We start from the raw sequence: 18,737 nt of genomic DNA, 5'->3' as shown, positions 1-18,737 counted from the left end.
CCTCCCGCAGTCTCGGTCGCCGAGCCCGCGCCGTGCAGGCGGGTGTGCAAGGCGGCCAGTTCGTCCTCGCGGCCGACGAACAGATGCGCGTGGCCGGGCAGGTTGGCCAGCCGCGGCGGTGCGATCACCTGCTGCACCGGCCGCAACGCCTCGGCCGGGAGGAGGACCTGGGTGTTGGTGGCGTGGTCGCCGGTGGAGACGATCCCTGGCACATCGCCGCCGATCGCCGTTGCCCTCGATCCGGTCGCGGTCACCGTCGCGTTGCAACCCGAACTGAAAGCCGCCCTGCCGTTGGAGGCGCTGGCCGAACGCGCGCTGGCCTGGCTCGGCGCCCATTCAGGCTGGCTGCTGATCGCCGACGACGTGACCGATGTGACCGACGTGGAGCCGCTGCTCGGCCGCACCCTGCGCGGGCACGTGGTTATCACCAGCCGATTGAGGGAGGGCTGGCACCGGGTGGACGCCAGCGTGCTGCCTTTGGACGTGCTCACCCACGATCAGGGCATCGATCTGCTGGTCCGCATCGCCACCGGACGCACAACCGCACACGATCCCAGTGCGGCGCCGAAGGGGGCGCGGGAGCTGGTGGAGGCGCTGGGGTGCCTGCCGCTGGCGATCGAGCAGGCCGCGGCCTTTCTGCATCAGACTCGGATCACCCCGGCGGCCTTCCTGCAACTGGTGGCCGCCGACCCGGCCGGGATGTACGACGAGGCCGCCCACGGTTTCGACCCGCAGCGGACCATCACTCGGATCTGGCGGCTCACCCTCGACCGCCTCGCCGCCATCCCCCTGGCCGGGGAGCTGCTGAGGATCCTGGCTTGGTACGGGGCCGAGGCGATCCCCCGGTTCTTGCTGAAGGGTTTGGACGTCTCGGCCGTGGAGGGGCACAAGGCGCTGGGAGCTCTGGCAGCCTACAACGTGATCGCCCTGGACGAGGGCACCGTCACCGTGCACCGCCTTGTCCAGGCCGTGGCCCGTACCCCCGACCCCGAGGATCCGCACCGCCGCCCCACGGAGATCGACGTCGCCCGCGAGCGGGCTACCCGCCTGCTCAACGCAGCCGTGCCCCGCGATCCGGAGGATCCGGGCGGCTGGCCGCGCTGGCGAGCCCTGCTGCCACACATCACCATGCTGGCCAGCCATGCCCCCGCCGAGACCGACACTGACCCCACGGCTCGCCTGCTTAGTAAAACCGCGATATTCCTTACAGTTCAGGGGATGGTCACCCGCGCTCTCGGCTACCATCAGCGCGCGCATGCCGTTTTCGCACGTCTGCTGGGCAGCGAGCACCCCGACACCCTGACCTCACGCAACAATCTGGCCTACGCCTATGGGGCGGCGGGAGACCTGAACCGAGCCATCCCGCTGTACGAAGCCACACTCACCCAGCGCGAACGAGTGCTGGGCAACGACCACCCCGACACCCTGACCTCACGCAACAACCTCGCCTACGCCTATGAGTCGGCGGGAGACCTGAACCGAGCCATCGCCCTGTACGAAGCCACACTCGCCGACTCTGTGCGGGTGTTGGGCAACGACCACCCCGACACCCTGACCTCACGCAACAACCTCGCCCACGCCTATGGGGCGGCGGGAGACCTGAACCGAGCCATCCCGCTCTACGAAGCCACACTCACCCAGCGCGAACGTGTGCTGGGCAACGACCACCCCAGCACCCTGACCTCACGCAACAACCTCGCCCACGCCTATGAGTCGGCGGGAGACCTGAACCGAGCCATCGCCCTGTACGAAGCCACACTCGCCGACTCTGTGCGGGTGTTGGGCAACGACCACCCCGACACCCTGAGCTCACGCAACAACCTCGCCTACACCTATGAGTCGGCGGGAGACCTGAACCGAGCCATCCCGCTGTACGAAGCCACACTCACCCAGCGCGAACGGGTCCTGGGCAACGACCACCCCGACACCCTGACCTCACGCAACAACCTCGCCCACGCCTATGGGGCGGCGGGAGACCTGAACCGAGCCATCCCGCTCTACGAAGCCACACTCACCCAGCGCGAACGGGTCCTGGGCAACGACCACCCCGACACCCTGACCTCACGCAACAACCTCGCCCACGCCTATGAGTCGGCGGGAGACCTGAACCGAGCCATCGCCCTGTACGAAGCCACACTCGCCGACTCTGTGCGGGTGTTGGGCAACGACCACCCCGACACCCTGAGCTCACGCAACAACCTCGCCTACACCTATGAGTCGGCGGGAGACCTGAACCGAGCCATCCCCCTGTACGAAGCCACACTCACCCAGCGCGAACGGGTCCTGGGCAACGACCACCCCGACACCCTGACCTCACGCAACAACCTCGCCCACGCCTATGGGGCGGCGGGAGACCTGAACCGAGCCATCCCGCTCTACGAAGCCACACTCACCCAGCGCGAACGGGTCCTGGGCAACGACCACCCCGACACCCTGACCTCACGCAACAACCTCGCCCACGCCTATGGGGCGGCGGGAGACCTGAACCGAGCCATCGCCCTGTACGAAGCCACACTCGCCGACTCTGTGCGGGTGTTGGGCAACGACCACCCCAGCACCCTGACCTCACGCAACAACCTCGCCCACGCCTATGGGGCGGCGGGGGACCGGAACCGAGCCATCGCCCTATTGGAGCGGACGCTGAGCGATTGCATACGGGTAGTGGGTGGTGATCATCCACTGACAAGGACAGTCCGGGCGAATCTGGAGGCGCTCGGTTGAACAGCTCGGAGCGGCCTCGGTCACCGGTGTCCACAGGCGGGTCAGAGGGCGGGTCATCAACGCGATCGCCGTGCTCCACCGCCCGCCTGACCCGCGATTACGAAGAACATCCCGACCGCTCCGAAGCCATGATGCACATCGCCCTAATCGACCTCATGGCCCGCCGCTTCACTGGCGAGAACTCCCCCTCCTGGGGCAGTACCTGAACCGGAGGTCAAAGACTAAATGCCCACCTAAGGCATGGCGGGACAGCCGGCAAGGTCCTTGATGAAGGCGCGGTTGATGGCCGGATCACGACCACAGACATAACGCGCGGTCGGCTGGTAACCGACCCCGGCGTACAGGGCCAGGGCGGCGATGTTGCGCACGCCGGTCTCCAGGATGGAACGCCGCGCTCCGGACTCGCGCGCATGCTGTTCCAGTTCGGTGATGATCCGCTCGCCCAACCCATGCCCGCGCAGCTCCGGCAGAGTGTACATCTTCTTGATCTCAACCGTGCGGGTTCGGACATCATATGTACGGTAACCACCGCAGGCCACCGGCCTGTCATCGAGATAGCCTACGAGAAACAGCCCCCGGGGCGGGGCATAGCCCGCAGGATCGGCCTCGAAGGGGTCGGCGTAGCCGTAGCGCTGGGTCTGGTCGTCGAACAGGGCGCGGACCAGGCGGGCGGCGTGAGGGTGGTCGTAGCGGCGCGGGCGTAGGACGAAGTGGTCCAGGTTGGTCATTGCTGCATCAGTGCCTTGTCGAACTCGGGAAGGAACTCGGACACGACCAAAGAGCGGCTGCGCCGGGCGAAAGCGGGACGCAGCCGCCGTAGATAGGTGATTCCCCGAATCGACTGGACCTCGCTCAACCGGGTGAGGGCGGCCCGCGCCGCTCCGACCGCCGCCTCCAGCTCGCCGCTGAGCAGATAGGCCTTGGTCAGGAACACGCCATGCAACAACGCCGAGCGAGGATAGTCCGGCCGGGCTCCGGCTTGCGAGATGGGAGCCAGCAGCTCGATCGCCTCGCTGAGCAGCCGCTTACGATACACGGTCGCCTGCTCGCCCAGGACGACGAGCGCCTGCCCGGCCTCCGCGATGAGCTGGGCGGGCTCCAGGTAGTACAAGTAGGTCAAGGTGCCGTGGGAGGCGGAGGCGAGCAGGTCGCGCGCCTTCTCCGACGCCTCGCGGAAGCCGGCGAGGTCGCCTGCGGCGGCTGCCGCCGTGGCGGTGCGGCCCGTGATTCTGGCCCGGAGTACCGGATCGGCGGGGCAGGAACGCTCGGCCGCCTCGGCGATGCTGACGGCCGCCCGGCCGTGGCCGGCGAATGCGGAGATGTAGGCGAGCATGCCGATGGCGTTCGCGGCGCGGCCGGATTCGCCGACTCCTCGGGCGATGCGTTCGCTGAGCAGCAGGTAGCGTTCGGCCGCGCCGTACCGGTGGGCGTCGAAGTGCATCCAGCCGACGAGCTGGGCGAGGTCGGCGGCGATGGTCATCAGCTCGTGCCCTACGGCGGGTTCGTAGTCTGCGGCCTGGATCAGGTCCAGGATGTTGCGTAGCTCGCTGGTCACGTATCTGAGGCTGACGAGGCCGCCGCCGTGCCGGTCGTCGAGCCTGCGCATCGCGGTGACGTGGGCGCCGATCAGATGGGCTTGGGGGGCCAGCACGCGTTCACGGTTAGCGCTGCGGTGGGGCCTGGTCGCGGCTGCGTGCAACCCGTCGAGAACGGCCGCAGCCAGGTCGGCCCCGGACGCGGCGGTGACATCGGCGTGTTTTCCGGCGCTCACGGTCGTCAGATCACCGAGCGCCTGCACCAGCTCGTCGATGGCCAACCGCCGGCCAAGGCCGGATGCGGCCGAGACCGTCACGGGAGTACGTACCGGCCAGATCTGATCCACCGAAATCGCGTGGCCGAGGTGCTCTGACAGCACGGCGGCCACCACCGATGGCAGCGGCTCATACGGCTTGTAGCCCTGCCGTACCCAGGAATAGGGCGCGGTGGGGTCGATACGACGGCAACCGAGGCCGCGCCCTTCCAGCCATGCGTTGACCGCGGCGGCGAGCTGGCGCGCATTCATGCCGGCTCGCTGCAGGAGCTCGGCCAGTGCCGTGGGTGCTTCTGCCATCAAAGCCCCTCCTTGCCTGAGGCGACAGTAACCCCGGGTTTACGGCTCCGCGAACGGCACTTGAGCCGAAAGGGAGCGACCTTCACGACCTTCACGCACTGGTCGGGAGGTTCATGACCTTCACACCACCCAAGTATTCACTCTCGGTAATCAAACTGATCCACTGGGTGCCGGAGTTCGCGACCGCCATGAGTTCGGTCGCAGAAGACCCGGAGGTACGCCGTGGAACCTTTCACCCGGCCACATCAATACGTTCTCGTGCAGGCACTCCTGCCCGGCTCCGCCGCTCACGAGGCCCGGACCGTCGTCCGCGAGGTACTCCAGAAGGCGGGTGTCGATGGCGAGGAGATCGGTGACGCGGAGATCGCGATAGCCGAACTCGCCGCCAACGCGGAGACGCACGCCCGCCCGCCGTACGATCTGCGGATCGCGACCATGAACGGGGAGCCCGTCTGGTGCGAGGTCATCGACGGCGATCCCGAACTGCGCGTGGTCTCCCGCCTTCTGCGTGGGATGGGCGGCTTCGACCCGCGCGCCATCTGGTTCCAGGAGAGCGGCCGAGGACTCCTCATGGTCCATCAGCTCTCCAGAGGGCGCTGTGGCGTCTACCCCGCAACGACGTACGTCACCGGCATTCCCGGCAAGGCGGTCGGCTTCGCACTCCCTTCAGCGGCCCGGGTCCCTGTGCGCAGGGGCGGACTCTTCCGATCATGGGCTCCGGCCATCGCCGCCGTCCGGGCGGCCCGCCACCGCAGAGCGGCCCGCCTGCGCGGTCGTTCCTGACTACACCCGCTCGGGGAGGACTACCGTGATCACCACCCAACGCCAGGCCGGGCACGCCATCGTCGTGTCCTCCGGCGGCCTGGACTCCACCACGCTGGCCTACTGGCTTCAGGCGAACGGCACCGGCCGGCTCACCCTGCTCGGTATCGACTACGGCCAGCGCCACCGGGTCGAGTTGTCCCGGCTGACCACGCTCGCGCAGGCACTCGACGCCGAGTGCGTCATCCTCGACCTACGCCGTCTCAGGCCGGTCCTGTCCGGGACCGCGCTCATCGACGAGCAGGCGACGGTCCCGGCTGGTCACTACACCGACGGTTCCATGCGCGCCACTGTGGTCCCGAACCGGAACGCCCTGCTGCTGGACATCGCCGTAGCCCTGGCCATCTCCGTCAAGGCCGACACCGTCGCCTTCGGCGCGCACGCGGGCGATCACCCGATCTACCCGGACTGTCGGCCGTCCTTCCTCTACGCCTATCGGCGCATGGCCGCCGTGGCCAACGAGGGTCTCACGGTGAGCGGTTTTCAGGTCATCGCGCCGTTCATGGACATGACCAAAGCGGACATCGTTCGGCTCGGCGCGGACCTGGGCGTCCCGTTCGCCGACACCTGGTCCTGCTACGCGGGCGGGGCGCGGCACTGCGGCCGGTGCGGTACCTGCACCGAACGCAAGGAGGCGTTCGTCCTGGCGCGAGTCCCCGACCCCACCGACTACGAAAGCCCGGAGACGCCGTGTACGTGATCGCGAAACGGTTCGCCTTCAGCGCCAGCCACCGGCTCGACCTGCTGCCCGAGGGACACCCGTGCCGCAGGGACCACGGGCACAACTACGTGGTCGAGATCCGGTTGACCGCGCAGGAACTCGACCCCTACGGCTTCGTCGCGGACTTCAGCGAGCTGACCCCGGTACGGGACCACCTGGCAGACACCTACGACCACCGCTGCCTCAACGACGTCCTGGAGCAACCGACCTGCGAACGGCTCGCACGACGCCTCTACAGGTGGTGCTCGGACAACCTGCCCGTCGCGCATCTGCTGCGCGCGGTTCGCGTCTCGGAAACGCCGTCCACCTGGGCCGAGTACAGGGAGGAGCCGTGAGCCTTCTCGTCATCGAGATCTTCGGCCCGACCTTCCAGGGAGAAGGGCCTTCGGCCGGGCAGCTCGCCGCCTTTCTGCGGCTGAGCCGGTGCAATCTGACCTGCACCTGGTGCGACACCCCCGAGACCTGGGACGCCAGTCGCCATGATCTGACCGCCATCACCCGCCGGATGACCGACGCGCAAGCGCTGCACGAAGTACTCGCGATCCCCGCGCCGCTGGTCGTGATCACCGGCGGCGAGCCGCTGCTTCAGAAAGATCGGCTCGTCTGGCTGGCCGACATGTTCCGCGCCAACCGGCGGCGGGTCGAGATCGAGACCAACGGCACCATCGTGCCCTCCCGCGGGCTGCTCGACGCGGTGCGGCAGTGGAACGTCTCTCCCAAGCTCGCGAACTCCGGCGTCCCGGAAAGTAAGCGGATCAAGCCCGAAGCGCTCGCCATGTTCGTCAGCTCGGGGCGCGCGGCGTTCAAGTTCGTCGTGGAGAGCCTCGCCGATTTGGAAGAGATCGCCAGGCTGGAGGAGAAGTACGGCCTCGCGCCGATCTGGGTCATGCCACAGGCGACCAGTTCACCGCAGGTGCTGGGAGTGATGCGGGAGATGGCGGACGAGACCCTTGCCCGGCGCTGGAATCTGAGCACCCGCTTGCACATCCTGCTGGAGGGGACCAGTGTCCGCTGAGACCAGACCTGAGCGGGGCCGTCTTTCCGGGCCTCCCGGGCCGCGCGTGCTGGGTTGCAGGCCCTTGTCCGAAGGGGAAGCCGGGATCGTTCCTGCCGCTCAGGCGAGCACCAGCGTACTCCCTCAGACCCACTCGCTGATGCCGTTTCTCGGGGAGGTTCATCTCGTCCGGGCGCTTCGGCAGTGCGGCCGTCGCTGTTCCTCTCCCGGGGCTGACGGTGTGACGTGGGGTGACTACCGCAGAGCCGCCGCCGTACGGATTCCACGGCTGGCAGTGGCCCTGCGCGAAGGGAGCTGGCGACCGGCGCCGCTTCGGGCCAACCCTTTCCTGACCTATACGGGCAGGCCACTGATGTGCGTGATCCCGACGGTTGAGGACCGCCTGGTACACCGAGCGATGCGCAACGCGATCGACCACATCCTCGAAGGCGGTGTCCTCGCTCCTTGGGTGTCCGGCTACCGGCCGCGACGGAACCGGCTGACCGCCCTGCGGCAGGCCATGACGTACCTCGACAAAGGGTTCAACTGGGTGGCCGACATCGACGTCGCCCGCGTGTCCGAGGGCTCGAACGCCGACGAGGTCACCGGCTGGCTGGCCGAACATGTCCATGACGGCAAATTTCTGGACCGGTTCCGCACTGCCCTGTCCGGCCTGCCGTACCCGCTAGTGCCCGGTACAGGGCTGGCACCGACCCTGATCAACCTGCGGCTGGCTCCGGCCGACCGGCTTCTTTCCGATCTGCGGATCGTGCGCTTCGTGGACAACTACTGCGCCTTCACGGCCGGCCATGCCGAAGCGAGGCAGGCGATGAACCGCATCGAGCGCGCCATCGAGGAGGTCGGCCTCGCCGCCAACCCCCGCAAGAGCCGCATCAGAACCTCGGCGTGCGCCGAGGACCTGTTCCTGATCGACGGGTGAAGGAGGTAACACCATGGCACTGACCTGGATATTCGTGCCCGGCGGTAGCTGTGAGTACGGCGACGAGAGCCGCCGGGTCCCGGTCCGCAGCCTTCGCTGGACGGCGACTCCGATCACGGGAGCCGACGACCACCCGCTGACCGAAGTCAGCCGCGACGAGGCCGCCGCCATCGCCGTACGACTCGGCGGACGCCTGCCCACCTCGGTGGAATGGGAATGGATGGCCGCCGGCCCCGAAGGACGGCTCTACCCGTGGGGCGACCGGCCCTGGCGGCCCAGCCTGGCCAACCTGCGGGAATCCAGCCAGGGACGCCCGTGCCGGACAGGCGCATGCCCCGCGGGCGCTACTCCGCACGGGCTGCTCGACGTCGCCGGAAACGTCTGGGAATGGACGGCCACGACCGTGATGGGGAACGGCGCGATCATCCGGGGCGGCTCGTTCGCGTCACCGCCGCTGTACGCCCAATGCACGTTCCTCAACGCCGCTCCGGTCGAACTGGCATCGCCGGGCATCGGCTTCCGGGTGGTGCGTGACCTGTGAAGCTCGTCATTGTCGGGTGCTCCCGCCGCAAGCGGGACACCGCGACCCCGGTCCCCGCGCTCGACCTCTACGAGGGCGGCTGTATCCCGCAACTGCGCCGCCGCATCGGCCATCTTCCCGGTCTGCGTCGGCAGGTGCGCATCCTGTCTGCCGAACACGGCCTGATCGATGCCGATCAGCCGCTTCTGCCGTATGACCGGGTTCTCACCCCCGGGCGGGCTTGTGAGCTGCGACGGAGCACGGGAGTCGTACTGGCGCGATACGGCACGCCGACCGGCGTCCTGCTCATCGCCGAGCCGCCCTACCAGGACATCGTGCGGGAGCATCTGCGCAACGTCCGGGTCCGCCTCGTCAACGACCCGCGCGACTGGGCGACCGCCTCCGTCGTACTCGACACGTGGGGGTGGCCGTGACCGAGTCCCTTCGCGCTCTGCTCCTCCGCCAGGACAACGACTACCGGCCGATCACCAGCCGATTCGAGGCGGAGAACCGGCACCGCTGGCATGAGGCCGGTGCCACGCCCACCAGGCCGTGCGCCTCGGTGGTGATCCCTGCCTACAACGTCGCGTACTGCCTGCCCGCCGTACTCGACGCCCTGTCCGTCCAGACGCACACCCCAGAGATCATCGTGGTGGACGACGGCAGCACGGACGGCACCGCCGACATCGCCCGCAGGCACACATGCGTCGATCAGGTGATCCGCCTGCCCGAGCATCGGGGCGCGGCCACGGCCCGGAATGTGGGAGCGGTCGCCGCCTCGCAGAACACGGTCGTCTTCATGGACGCCGACATGGTCATCCCGCCGTACGTGATCGCCGACCTGGCAGCCCGTGCCGACGACGCCGCCGTACTGCTGGGCTTCCGCCACAACGTCGCCCACGGTACGCCGCTCCCTGACACCCCGGACATCTACGAGGATCACCGGGTTCGATGGCGTCCGCCTGTGGGCACGCCGCTGCTCTACTCCGGGATCGTCCTGGACGAGCCAATCGACGGATGGCCCCTGGAACACACGCGCGACCTGATCGACCTCGGATACGGACGGACCTACTACGACTGGGACCTGCCCCGGATGGTGGTCACCGCCCTGCTCGCCGTGCCCCGGCATGCGTTCTTCGAGGTCGGCGGGTTCGATCCGGAGTTCGGCCGGCTCGGGTGGGGCATGGAGGACACCCACCTGGGCGCGAAGCTGATCGCCGCCGGACTGGTGGTCATCCCGGTACGGCAGGCCGCCGGGTTCCATCTCGACCCGCCCGACGCGGCGGCTCTCTGGCAGTCCAAGCTCGCCTCCTGGCCCGCCACGCTTCGCTACTACCGCTCCTTGCTGGAAGCGCCACCGCCTCAACGCTCCGCCCTCTTCACTGCCGAAACGCTCCGGTTTCTCTCCCGATGTGAGGTGAACAGGTGATCCGAACCCTCGCCGTCGCCGTACGCGATGGAACGACGCTCGTTCATGATCCAGCGACCGGGCTCACCCATCGCACCCCTCGCGCTCTACCTCCCGGCCGCGCGGAGCTGGACGGGACCGAGGTGAGCGGGTGGCCCGTCGTACATCCCGCTGCCTGCGGCGGAACCGTCCCGGTCAGCGTCTGCTGGTCGCCGATCGTCCGCTGCAACCTTCAGTGCCCGCACTGCCTGGACGACAAATCCGTCACCGAACTGAGGGCGGCCGACCGGCGGCGGATCGCCCGCCTGATCGCGGGCACGGACGTCCTGGGAGTGGACATCTCCGGCGGAGAACCGCTCCTGCTGCCCGACCTCGCCGAGCTGGCCGACGAGCTGACGGCGGGCGGCTGCACGGTCAGCATGACCACCAACGGCTGGCACCTCCAGCGCCGCGCCGCCCGGCTCGCCGGGCATGTGGACGCGGTCAAGGTCAGTCTCGACGCCCCGAGCAGCCTGGTTCACGACGCGTGGCGCGGGCCGGAATCGTTCAGCCGCGCCATCCACGGGGTAAAGGAGGCCGTCGCAGCCGGTCTGTGCGTGCAGATCCAGAGCGTGCTCATGGCGTCCAGCCATGCTTTCGCGCAGGACCTGGTACGGCTCGCGCACCGCCTCGGGGCCGCAGGCGTCACGTTCCTGCAAATGCTCCCCATCGGCGAGGCCGCCCGGCTGCCACCGGCGGAGATGCTGAGCGACAACGAGGCCCACGCACTCATGGAACGGCTCGACGTGCCGCCCGGCCTGACGGCACGGCTTCGCACCCGGCGCGGCGCGGGGGGCTTCACCGTCATCCGGGCCGACGGCCGGGTGTGGCGCAACGACCGTCCGGCCGAGCACATCTCCGCCCTGCGCCCGCTGCGCAGCCCGGCAGACCTCGCCTTGACCGGACCGGACGGGTCCGCATGAGCAGGGTCTTCGAGGGCCGCCGCGTCTGGCGCATGGACCCCGATCAGTACTGGGTCGCCACCCGCCTGCTGGCCATGGCTGCCCGTGAGCGCTTCGGAAGCGTGGACATGGTCATCGGGATCGCGAACGGCGGGCGGGCTCCGGCATACGCCATCGGCGCGGAGACCGGGGCGGTCGTGGTCATCGTCGAGGCACGCCACAACGCGTCCGAGGAGATCGGAATCCCCGCCACCGGCGAGGTGACCTATGACCTAAGCCCTATCCGCCAGACCTCGCCCGGCCCGATCCTCGTCGTGGACGACATCTGCGGAAGCGGCGCGACGCTCACCGCCGTGGTCTCCGGCCTTTCCAAGGGTGGGATTCGTACGGTGACGCTCTGCCGTAACGCGGGAGCACCGCCCGGCCTGCCCGACCTGTACGTGTGGGAGGTCGCCGACTGGGTGATCTTCCCGTGGGAACAGACTCCGCCTGGGCAGCAGACCAGCCGGCTGCCCGATGCGGTCGGGGTGCGGTCATGGTGATCGCGTTCGTGCTGGCTTCGTACCGGCCTGACACGCCCGCCGGGATCGAACGCGCCACGGCCGCCCTCGCCGCCGGCCTTCGCGAACTCGGCCACGAGACGCTCATTCTGAGCGGCACCGATTCGGCGGACTGTGTCCGGTTGACCCACCTCATTGTGTCCTTTCCCGCCGACGATGCCACGTTGCGGCATGCCATCGGCGGCTCCGCGCTCCGGGAGGAGATCGCGAAGATCCTTGATCAGCGGAGTGTGGACATCGTTGTCTACACCGATGCCCTGTGGGGTCTCGGCCGGGCGATGGCCGTACACCCCGCGCGCAAGGTGCTCGCCGTACACGTCGTCGGCCACGACGAAGACCTCGGCCCGGCGCTCGCGTCGGCCGAAGCCGTCATCGCGCCCTCGGCCACCGTGCTCAGCCAGGCGGCCGAGCGTGGCTATCCCACACATCGATGGCAGGTCGTACCGAACGCGCTGCTCTACGACGAATGCGCCTGGCTCGACGACACCCGGCGAGGGCGACTGCGCCAACGTGGACCCATCCGCGTGCTGGCCCGGGCCGCGCCGGAGAAGGGAGTGGAGGACCTTCTGACCCCCTCACCGCCGGATGGCCGGCGCGTGCAGGTCGTCCTGGCCTCGGCACCGTTCGAGGACAAGCAGGGCGGGCAGGCCGAGATCGTCCGCCGATGCCTCAGCGCCCCTCATCTAACGGTACGAACCGCCGGCCTCCTCTGGCGTCAGGTGCCGGGCTGGCTCGCGGGTGCCGTGGTGGTCGTCGTGCCCTCGCATGCGGAGACCTTCGGGCTCGTGGCGCTGGAGGCGATGAGCGTAGGCACACCCGTCGTCGCCTATGACGTCGGCAACCTCCCCGAACTGATCGGCCCTGGCGGCATCGTCGTCCGGCGGTCGATGGGAGCGGCCGGACTCTGGCGAGCCGCTGCGGCGATCACGAGCGACGCGGTAACCTACGTGCGTACGTCACGGGCTGCGTACTACCGGTCACGGGACTTCCGGCCCACCACAATCGCTGAAGCATTTCTGCAGGCGGTCTGGTGATGGAAGTTCCACTGTTGCTGGTCGACGGCCACAACCTGCTGTACCGCGCGACCTTCGGGTTCCCCGCGCCGATCCACTCCCGCGACAAGACCCGGGAACTCACCGGTGTCTTCGGATTCTTCGCCCTACTCCGGGTGGCGATCCGCGACGAGATCCCCGATCCGCCCGAAGTGATCGTCGTCTTCGACGGCGAGTACGGCTCGGCCGAGCGTAAACAGGCCGACGCCTCCTACAAGGCCAACCGGGTCACCGACGAGACCGCGCTCAAGCCGATCCATGCGCTGCCAGACGTCAAGCACGGCCTGGACGCCTACGGCATCGCCTGGATAGATCGACGACGCCGAAGCCGACGACACGATCGCCACCCTCGTGCGCCTGGCTCCCGGACGCGAGCGGCTGATCATGTCCGGCGACCGGGACTTCTACCAGCTTCTGGACCATGACGTCCGTGTGCTGAACACCGCCATGCACCCGGGCAAGCGCCATATCGGCCCACCCGAGGTGATCGAGCGCTACGGCGTCACCCCCGGCCAGTGGCCGTGCTTCCGGGCACTGTGCGGCGATCCGTCGGACAACATCCCCGGCGTGCGCGGGATCGGCTCTATCACGGCCGCCCGGTTGCTGGCCGGCGGCCTCGCGCTGGAAGACCTGCCGGGCTCCGGCCATCTGGCCGGAGCCGCCGGGCAGCGGGTACGGGATGCCTTCGGCCAGGTCGTGGCCTGGCGAGAGACGATCCGCGTCCGGACCGACGTGGCGGTACCGTACCGGCCTTGCGGCACCGCGAGCCCACCGCTCCCCACTCCCGCCGAGATCGTCGAGAAGCTGGGCCTGTGGTGAACCCGCCGTCGGTCCTGACCGTCATGGGCCACCCCGACGACGCCGAACTCTGGGCGGGCGGCACACTCGCCCGGCACGCCGAGGCCGGAGCGAAGGTCACCATCGCCGTCCCGGCCCACGACCCGGTACGTGACGCCGAAGCCGCCGCCGGTGCGTCCGTCCTCGGTGCGTCACTGCGGCTCCTGCCCGAGGTCACCGCGACGATCGTCGCCGAACTGCTCACCGAGCTGTGCCCGGACGTCGTCATCACCCACGGATGCCGGGACGTGCACCCGGATCACCGGCAGGCGTGCCTGGCCGTGCTCGACGCGCTCCCGGCGCCGGTGATCGCCACCGGCCGCCCCTGCCGGGTCTACATGTGCGAGTCCTACAACGGCCTGTCGCTGGACGGCTCCACCGCTCCGCACACGATCATCGACATCAGCACGACCTTCACCACGAAGATGCGCGCCCTCGCCGTGCATCGCTCCCAGCCCATCGACGAGCACTTCGGCCCGATGGCCGAGAACCTCGCCCGGCTGCACGGCGGCCGGATCGGCACCGCGTACGGCGAGGCCTTCACCCCCGTCCCCGTGCTCGGCCGACTTCCCGCATCCGACTTCCTGTGACTCCAGCGGAGGCGCACGACGATGCTCTACCAGTACAGCCTGCTCACCGCCGACGCTCAGACCCACCTCGCCAGGCAGGTCATCACCACCGGACACCTCGGGTCGATCGGCGGCGTCTACGTGCCGCGACTCGAAGCCACCGTCGCCGCCCGAACCGGCCGGGCCCATGCCATCGCGACCGCCAGCGCCACGGCGGCGTTCGACGTGATCCTGCGGGGGCTCGGCATAGGGCCTGGTGACGAGGTGGTGATTCCCGGACTCGGGTGGGTGTCGGTCGGCGCGACGGTCACCGCGACCGGAGCATCGGTGCGCATCGCCCGGACCGGAACAGACCTCACCCCTTCTTTTGAAGACATCTCCGGCCTGCTGACACCCGCCACGAAGGCCGTGGTCATCGCTCATCTACGTGGCCGATTGGCAGGCGATGTGGTGCGGATCGCCGCGGAGCTGCACCGGCGCGGCATCCCCCTGATCGAGGACTGTGCCCAGGCGTGGGGCGTTCCGAAGGCCGGTTCGTACGGTGCGGCGGCGTTCTTCTCCACCCAGGCGTACAAGCTCATCGCGACCGGGGAAGGCGGCCTCGCCCTGTGCGACGACACCGAGCTGGCCTCGCGTATACGCGCGCTGGCCGGAGATACGCGCGCGATTGGGTGAGCTGGACCGGATTGCCCATGCCGAGAACGAGAAGCAGCCGTCTCCGGGCCGGAGCGGGCCCGGATCCGAGCGCTGGAGCGGGAGAGCACCGAGTTGCGGAAAAGAGCTGCCGTTCATGAAAAGGCAGCCGCCTACTATCAAGCAAGACCGATGGTTACCGACCATCGGTACGCGCTACATCGGCCACTACAATGGTTCGTGCGCCAGCTTGTTTACGGGCCCGCTGAAGCGACTCCCATCTGTCAGAGGCCGGGGGGGTTGCATCTTCAACGAACTCAATACTGTAAATCGTTATCTCTGTACTTGGCCAATTATTTGACGTCAGCGTGACATAATCGGAGGGTTGGTGTTCAGCTACCATCCATCCATGAAGCTTCAAGATATCAGCGGCCTTAGTGAGAGCCTTAGCAGAATCCGTCCCATCAACGGCGATAACACGTTCTTCGGACACGAAGGCGTAACCATTCTCGGTGTTCAGCGTAGTGCCCTTGCTCAGCACTCTCCCAACGCTACCAAGATCGTCCACGACGCTCGCGTCGACTCGGAGTTCCGGAGTCGATAGGCAACCAGCCAATAGGAACGCCACCCCAAATATGGCTGCACCCTTGGCGTGCCTTCCAATAATCAATGACATTAGCCACCTTGTTCGATTCGGCATGGCTGTCACGGAACCTAACATCTGACATTCTTACTCACTCAGCGCATTTGACAGCGACGCACCTCCAGTACTCTTTAGCTGCATCCTTCGCCCACGGCTCCTTCTTAGGCCAAAACTGCTTCCCCTGCGGGTCGTACATTGCATCATATCGCAACCTCGCATCCGGATGGTTTTTGAAGCCGCTATTCCATCGCTTTTGGAATTCGGCGGAGTTTTTGCCCGCACACCCGCAGTACGCGATGGTCGCCTGCCAGTCCGTAAGCCTATGACCGTTGAGCCGATAATTTTCCTTCACCCATCGCATGCGGGCGGCCGCGAGATGTATACCCCACACTGGATTGGCCGCCAGCTCGGCGAGATCCTTATGCCCGGACTTACTTTTCTTTTCCATATCGGCATACATTTCTGGGTAGTACTTCTTGAGCAGCTTTCGGACCCTATAGGTCTCCACCTGGCTCATGCCGAAACCCTTCTTTGGGTCCTTGCCGAACCAGGATGCAAAAAGCGCTGCACCCCACCCAGTCTTAGGCTCAAAGTTGAAGCGATTGATCTCGTAGATGAGGAGCGCAGCCAGAGCGTTCTTGTCAATACCATGCTGGGTTGCCGCCTCCTCGATGTTTTTTTTGTACTTGTACAGCACAAGATATTTGCCATGATAGGGCCACTCAATTTTGGAGGATTTGCCAATCTTCGTATTGGTGTAAGAGGGGGCTTTACCGCCACTTTTTATATTCTTCGGATTGAAGCTCTCCAAGCCTCCTACGCTCACCCAGGTTATGGCTAGTTGCTCATTGGTGAGCTGTGGCGACCATTGCTGCATGTATTTGTTCTGGACTTTTGCACTGGCGTCCCAGAAGTTCGGCTGGTCCACCCGTCGGCCGTTGGGCATGTACTCATAGCCGAGGCGTTCGACTTCTTCGTCGGAGAGAAGCCCTCGCTCATAGTCGAAGCCTGGGGAGTTGACGTGGGCAGACCACCAACTCGAGAATTCGTTGGTCTCTGCGCAGATGCCAGCGTTGCAGATGTGACCTGAGCCTCCGCCGAGGCATCTCGTACCGGCGCAGGTCTGGCCGTGGCCAGAGTAGCTGGGACCGGCGTCGGGAGCGAATCCGATGCCGCTGAACCGGTCCTCTGTGGGGGTGTAGTAGCCGATGCCGGAGGTGGCGTGCCCGGTCGGGTCAGCACCGGTGAGAGGAGAGGCGTTGGCGTAGGTGTAGCGGTTGGCTTGCACCGAAGGCGCTGGTGTGAGGGTGGCAGTGTCACGTGAGGCGAAGGTCGCGGTGCCAGGCTGGTACCAGCGGGCGTGCATGTTGACCTTGCCGGTGTCGGGGTCGGTGTATCCCCCTTGGTAGCCGAGCTTGCGCGGGGTGCCGGTCTGAGCGGTGATTTCGCCGAACGGGTTGTAGGCTGCCGAGTCGGTCAGGGCGGTGGCGGTGAAGGTGGCCACCAGATCGCCGTGCAGGTCGCTCAGCGCGGCGAGTGCGGGACCGGTGCCTTCTTGCAGGCCGAGTAGTCCGCCGGTTGTATCGCGGCTGTATTTGGCCTGGACGGTGCTGCCCCCACCGGTGACAGCGGCGATATCATTGGTCAGTCCCGAGTATTGGAATCCCTGCACGGTGCCAGCCTGGTTCCGAGAGAGCAGCCGGCCCAGGTCATCGTAGCCGTAGGCGATATCACCATCGGTGATGAGCTGGTCAAAAGCGTCGAAGCTCATCTGCGTGGTGGTCCCGTTCTGGGCGCGTGCGGCCAGTGTCCCCCGGGGGGTATAAGTATAGTCGGTTCCCCCGCCAGAGGTCAGCCGGTTGCGCTCATCGAAGGCGAACGTGATTGCTCCGGCCTTAGTGCGGTTGCCGGCAGCGTCCCATTCATAAGCGGTGGTTGCACCGCCCAGGGCCGTCCAGGAGGTCAGCCGTCCAGACCTGTCATATCCGTAGGTGTTGGCACCAGCGCCGGCGGTGCCGGTGGTGGTCTTTGAAGTGAGGTTGTCGTCCTTGTCCCAACCATAGGCGATCTTCGCGATCTGGGTGTTCGCCCCGTTCTTCAGGGTATGGGCGGTAGGGCGGTCCATGGCGTCGTAGTCGAAGCTTTGAGTACTGGCCTGGCCGGTGGCAGTAATCATCTTCAACCGGTCGGCGTTGTCATATCCGTAGGTGAGCGTTCGGCTAGTGACCGGGTCGGTGGCCGTGGCTAGGCGGTCGGCATCGTCCCAAGTGAAGGTGGCAGTGCCAGCGGCGTCAACGCGCTGAGCGGGATTGCCCCGCACATCGTAGGCCCAGGTGGTCTGCTGGGTGCCACCAAGGCTGACCGAGGTGAGCAAGCCGCGGTCGTTGTAGGCGATGGACATATCGCCGACGGCGGTGGCGCGTCCGGCGAGGTCATAGCCGAAGGTGCGATCGGCAGTGGCGGCCTCGGCACCACTACCACTTTGTTTAGTCAGCCGGTCAAGGTGGTCGAAGGTGCGATCGACCCTACCTCCGCCAGGGGCGATGGTGGCCACTTCGTTGCCAGCCGCATCATACAAGCTGGTCCATGTACGGTCGGCGAGCGCTGGGTGCGCGGTGGTAGCCGGTTCGGTGACGGTCTCGGGCAAGGCAAGGGTGTTGTAGGTGGTCCAGGTGGCGTTGCCGCGGCCGTCAGTGAGCCGGGTGCGGGCGCCGGTGGCGTCGTAGCCGAAGGTCGTGGTGATCGAGGTGGTGGCGGTGACCGGTTCGATCCGGGAGGTGAGCCGCCCCCCGGCGTCGAACGTCTGCTGGGTCATGTGCCCTTCGGCTGAGGTGACGGACGTCTGGTTTCCGGCGGCGTCATAGCCGAAGGTGGCAGTGCGCAGCACTGTGCCGGAATTGTTGAGGTCTTTGGCGGCGACCTGCCGTCCGGCCAGGTCGTATTCGGCCACGCTGGATTTGCCCAGCGGGTCTGTGGACTTGGTCAGGCGTCCGGCCAGGTCGTAGACGTTTGTGGTGGCGTGGTTGAGCGGGCCGGTGACCGTGGTCGGTTCCCCCGCAGGGTTGACGACGTAGGTGGTTGTCTTATTGCCGGGAGCGATGGACTTGGTCAGGTGCCCGGCATCGTTGTATTCGTACTTAGTGCGTGTTTGAGAAGATCGTTTAGAGCTCAAGGGCAGATGTAGCGGGGTTGGCGTCGTGCGGGTCCGCCCCGGGTGAGGCGGCGGGCCATCCCCGCGATGGCGGCCCAGCGGATCAGCGCCTCGG

Annotated in this window: 21 protein-coding genes; 16 read left to right on the top strand and 5 right to left on the bottom strand. The window is 67.1% G+C overall.

Annotated elements, in window-relative coordinates:
- Positions 1-212 (bottom strand): hypothetical protein (locus tag C1I98_RS17105; protein WP_146607486.1); only part of this gene is annotated, 212 nt, incomplete at its 3' end.
- Here C1I98_RS17105 and fxsT point away from each other — a divergent pair.
- Positions 193-2,721 (top strand): FxSxx-COOH system tetratricopeptide repeat protein, encoded by a 2,529-nt coding sequence (fxsT, locus tag C1I98_RS17100; protein ID WP_146607485.1) that lies wholly within the window; start codon positions 193-195, stop codon positions 2,719-2,721. The genes C1I98_RS17105 and fxsT overlap by 20 nt on opposite strands.
- 233 nt (positions 2,722-2,954) lie before the next feature.
- Here the strand turns inward: fxsT and C1I98_RS17090 are convergent, their stop codons facing one another.
- On the bottom strand, positions 2,955-3,449 hold the full coding sequence (locus tag C1I98_RS17090) for a GNAT family N-acetyltransferase (protein WP_111168448.1): 495 nt from the start codon (positions 3,447-3,449) through the stop codon (positions 2,955-2,957).
- Entirely contained in the window at positions 3,446-4,831 is a 1,386-nt protein-coding gene (locus tag C1I98_RS17085) for an NsdA family TPR-like regulatory protein (protein WP_111168447.1), read from the bottom strand. The genes C1I98_RS17090 and C1I98_RS17085 overlap by 4 nt, the downstream gene beginning before the upstream one ends.
- 258 nt (positions 4,832-5,089) lie before the next feature.
- Between C1I98_RS17085 and C1I98_RS17080 the strand changes: the two genes are divergently transcribed.
- From C1I98_RS17080 to C1I98_RS17015, 15 genes are all read left to right on the top strand, one after another.
- Positions 5,090-5,614, top strand: coding sequence for an ATP-binding protein (locus C1I98_RS17080; RefSeq protein WP_158558067.1), 525 nt, complete (start codon positions 5,090-5,092; stop codon positions 5,612-5,614).
- A gap of 25 nt (positions 5,615-5,639) precedes the next feature.
- On the top strand, positions 5,640-6,353 hold the full coding sequence (queC, locus tag C1I98_RS17075; RefSeq protein WP_199537000.1) for a 7-cyano-7-deazaguanine synthase QueC: 714 nt from the start codon (positions 5,640-5,642) through the stop codon (positions 6,351-6,353).
- The gene (locus C1I98_RS17070) at positions 6,344-6,709 is read left to right on the top strand and encodes a 6-pyruvoyl trahydropterin synthase family protein (protein ID WP_111168445.1); all 366 of its coding nucleotides are present in this window, start codon (positions 6,344-6,346) and stop codon (positions 6,707-6,709) included. Before queC ends, C1I98_RS17070 begins: the two co-directional genes overlap by 10 nt.
- Complete coding sequence (locus C1I98_RS17065) at positions 6,706-7,389, top strand: 7-carboxy-7-deazaguanine synthase QueE (RefSeq protein WP_233507938.1); 684 nt, start codon at positions 6,706-6,708, stop codon at positions 7,387-7,389. Before C1I98_RS17070 ends, C1I98_RS17065 begins: the two co-directional genes overlap by 4 nt.
- Positions 7,390-7,663: 274 nt before the next feature.
- Positions 7,664-8,308, top strand: coding sequence for a reverse transcriptase domain-containing protein (locus C1I98_RS17060; RefSeq protein ID WP_233507937.1), 645 nt, complete (start codon positions 7,664-7,666; stop codon positions 8,306-8,308).
- A gap of 13 nt (positions 8,309-8,321) precedes the next feature.
- Positions 8,322-8,849: a formylglycine-generating enzyme family protein gene (locus tag C1I98_RS17055; protein ID WP_111168443.1), complete on the top strand. Its 528-nt coding sequence runs from the start codon at positions 8,322-8,324 to the stop codon at positions 8,847-8,849.
- Positions 8,846-9,262, top strand: coding sequence for a DUF6884 domain-containing protein (locus C1I98_RS17050; RefSeq protein WP_111168442.1), 417 nt, complete (start codon positions 8,846-8,848; stop codon positions 9,260-9,262). Before C1I98_RS17055 ends, C1I98_RS17050 begins: the two co-directional genes overlap by 4 nt.
- A complete protein-coding gene (locus tag C1I98_RS17045; protein WP_233507936.1) occupies positions 9,259-10,257 on the top strand; it encodes a glycosyltransferase family 2 protein in 999 nt (332 codons plus the stop codon). The genes C1I98_RS17050 and C1I98_RS17045 overlap by 4 nt, the downstream gene beginning before the upstream one ends.
- Complete coding sequence (locus C1I98_RS17040; protein ID WP_111168441.1) at positions 10,254-11,198, top strand: radical SAM protein; 945 nt, start codon at positions 10,254-10,256, stop codon at positions 11,196-11,198. The genes C1I98_RS17045 and C1I98_RS17040 overlap by 4 nt, the downstream gene beginning before the upstream one ends.
- A complete protein-coding gene (locus C1I98_RS17035; protein WP_111168440.1) occupies positions 11,195-11,719 on the top strand; it encodes a phosphoribosyltransferase in 525 nt (174 codons plus the stop codon). Before C1I98_RS17040 ends, C1I98_RS17035 begins: the two co-directional genes overlap by 4 nt.
- Positions 11,713-12,771, top strand: a complete 1,059-nt coding sequence (locus C1I98_RS17030) for a glycosyltransferase family 4 protein (protein ID WP_111168439.1) — start codon at positions 11,713-11,715, stop codon at positions 12,769-12,771. Before C1I98_RS17035 ends, C1I98_RS17030 begins: the two co-directional genes overlap by 7 nt.
- The gene (locus C1I98_RS42925) at positions 12,771-13,214 is read left to right on the top strand and encodes a hypothetical protein (protein ID WP_199536999.1); all 444 of its coding nucleotides are present in this window, start codon (positions 12,771-12,773) and stop codon (positions 13,212-13,214) included. Before C1I98_RS17030 ends, C1I98_RS42925 begins: the two co-directional genes overlap by 1 nt.
- Complete coding sequence (locus C1I98_RS42920; protein WP_199536998.1) at positions 13,141-13,608, top strand: 5'-3' exonuclease H3TH domain-containing protein; 468 nt, start codon at positions 13,141-13,143, stop codon at positions 13,606-13,608. Before C1I98_RS42925 ends, C1I98_RS42920 begins: the two co-directional genes overlap by 74 nt.
- The gene (locus tag C1I98_RS17020; protein WP_233507935.1) at positions 13,605-14,216 is read left to right on the top strand and encodes a PIG-L deacetylase family protein; all 612 of its coding nucleotides are present in this window, start codon (positions 13,605-13,607) and stop codon (positions 14,214-14,216) included. The genes C1I98_RS42920 and C1I98_RS17020 overlap by 4 nt, the downstream gene beginning before the upstream one ends.
- A 21-nt stretch (positions 14,217-14,237) precedes the next feature.
- On the top strand, positions 14,238-14,870 hold the full coding sequence (locus C1I98_RS17015; RefSeq protein ID WP_111168438.1) for an aminotransferase class V-fold PLP-dependent enzyme: 633 nt from the start codon (positions 14,238-14,240) through the stop codon (positions 14,868-14,870).
- A 154-nt stretch (positions 14,871-15,024) separates the two neighbouring features.
- Here the strand turns inward: C1I98_RS17015 and C1I98_RS40555 are convergent, their stop codons facing one another.
- Positions 15,025-15,369, bottom strand: a complete 345-nt coding sequence (locus C1I98_RS40555) for a hypothetical protein (RefSeq protein ID WP_146607484.1) — start codon at positions 15,367-15,369, stop codon at positions 15,025-15,027.
- A 193-nt stretch (positions 15,370-15,562) separates the two neighbouring features.
- Entirely contained in the window at positions 15,563-18,643 is a 3,081-nt protein-coding gene (locus C1I98_RS17010) for an RHS repeat domain-containing protein (protein ID WP_111168437.1), read from the bottom strand.
- Between the last annotated feature and the right edge of the window lie 94 nt (positions 18,644-18,737).

This window comes from Spongiactinospora gelatinilytica (genome assembly GCF_003236385.1).
GTDB classification, from domain to species: Bacteria; Actinomycetota; Actinomycetes; order Streptosporangiales; family Streptosporangiaceae; genus Spongiactinospora; species Spongiactinospora gelatinilytica.
This window is presented reverse-complemented; position numbering and strand designations above follow the sequence as displayed.

Bases quoted from the DNA above. Each gene is read 5' to 3' on its own strand.
- C1I98_RS17055 (WP_111168443.1), top strand. From the start codon at position 8,322: ATGGCACTGACCTGGATATTCGTGCCCGGCGGTAGCTGTGAGTACGGC.
- C1I98_RS17085 (WP_111168447.1), bottom strand. From the start codon at position 4,831: ATGGCAGAAGCACCCACGGCACTGGCCGAGCTCCTGCAGCGAGCCGGC.
- C1I98_RS17030 (WP_111168439.1), top strand. From the start codon at position 11,713: ATGGTGATCGCGTTCGTGCTGGCTTCGTACCGGCCTGACACGCCCGCC.
- C1I98_RS17015 (WP_111168438.1), top strand. From the start codon at position 14,238: ATGCTCTACCAGTACAGCCTGCTCACCGCCGACGCTCAGACCCACCTC.
- C1I98_RS42925 (WP_199536999.1), top strand. From the start codon at position 12,771: ATGGAAGTTCCACTGTTGCTGGTCGACGGCCACAACCTGCTGTACCGC.
- C1I98_RS17090 (WP_111168448.1), bottom strand. From the start codon at position 3,449: ATGACCAACCTGGACCACTTCGTCCTACGCCCGCGCCGCTACGACCAC.
- C1I98_RS17035 (WP_111168440.1), top strand. From the start codon at position 11,195: ATGAGCAGGGTCTTCGAGGGCCGCCGCGTCTGGCGCATGGACCCCGAT.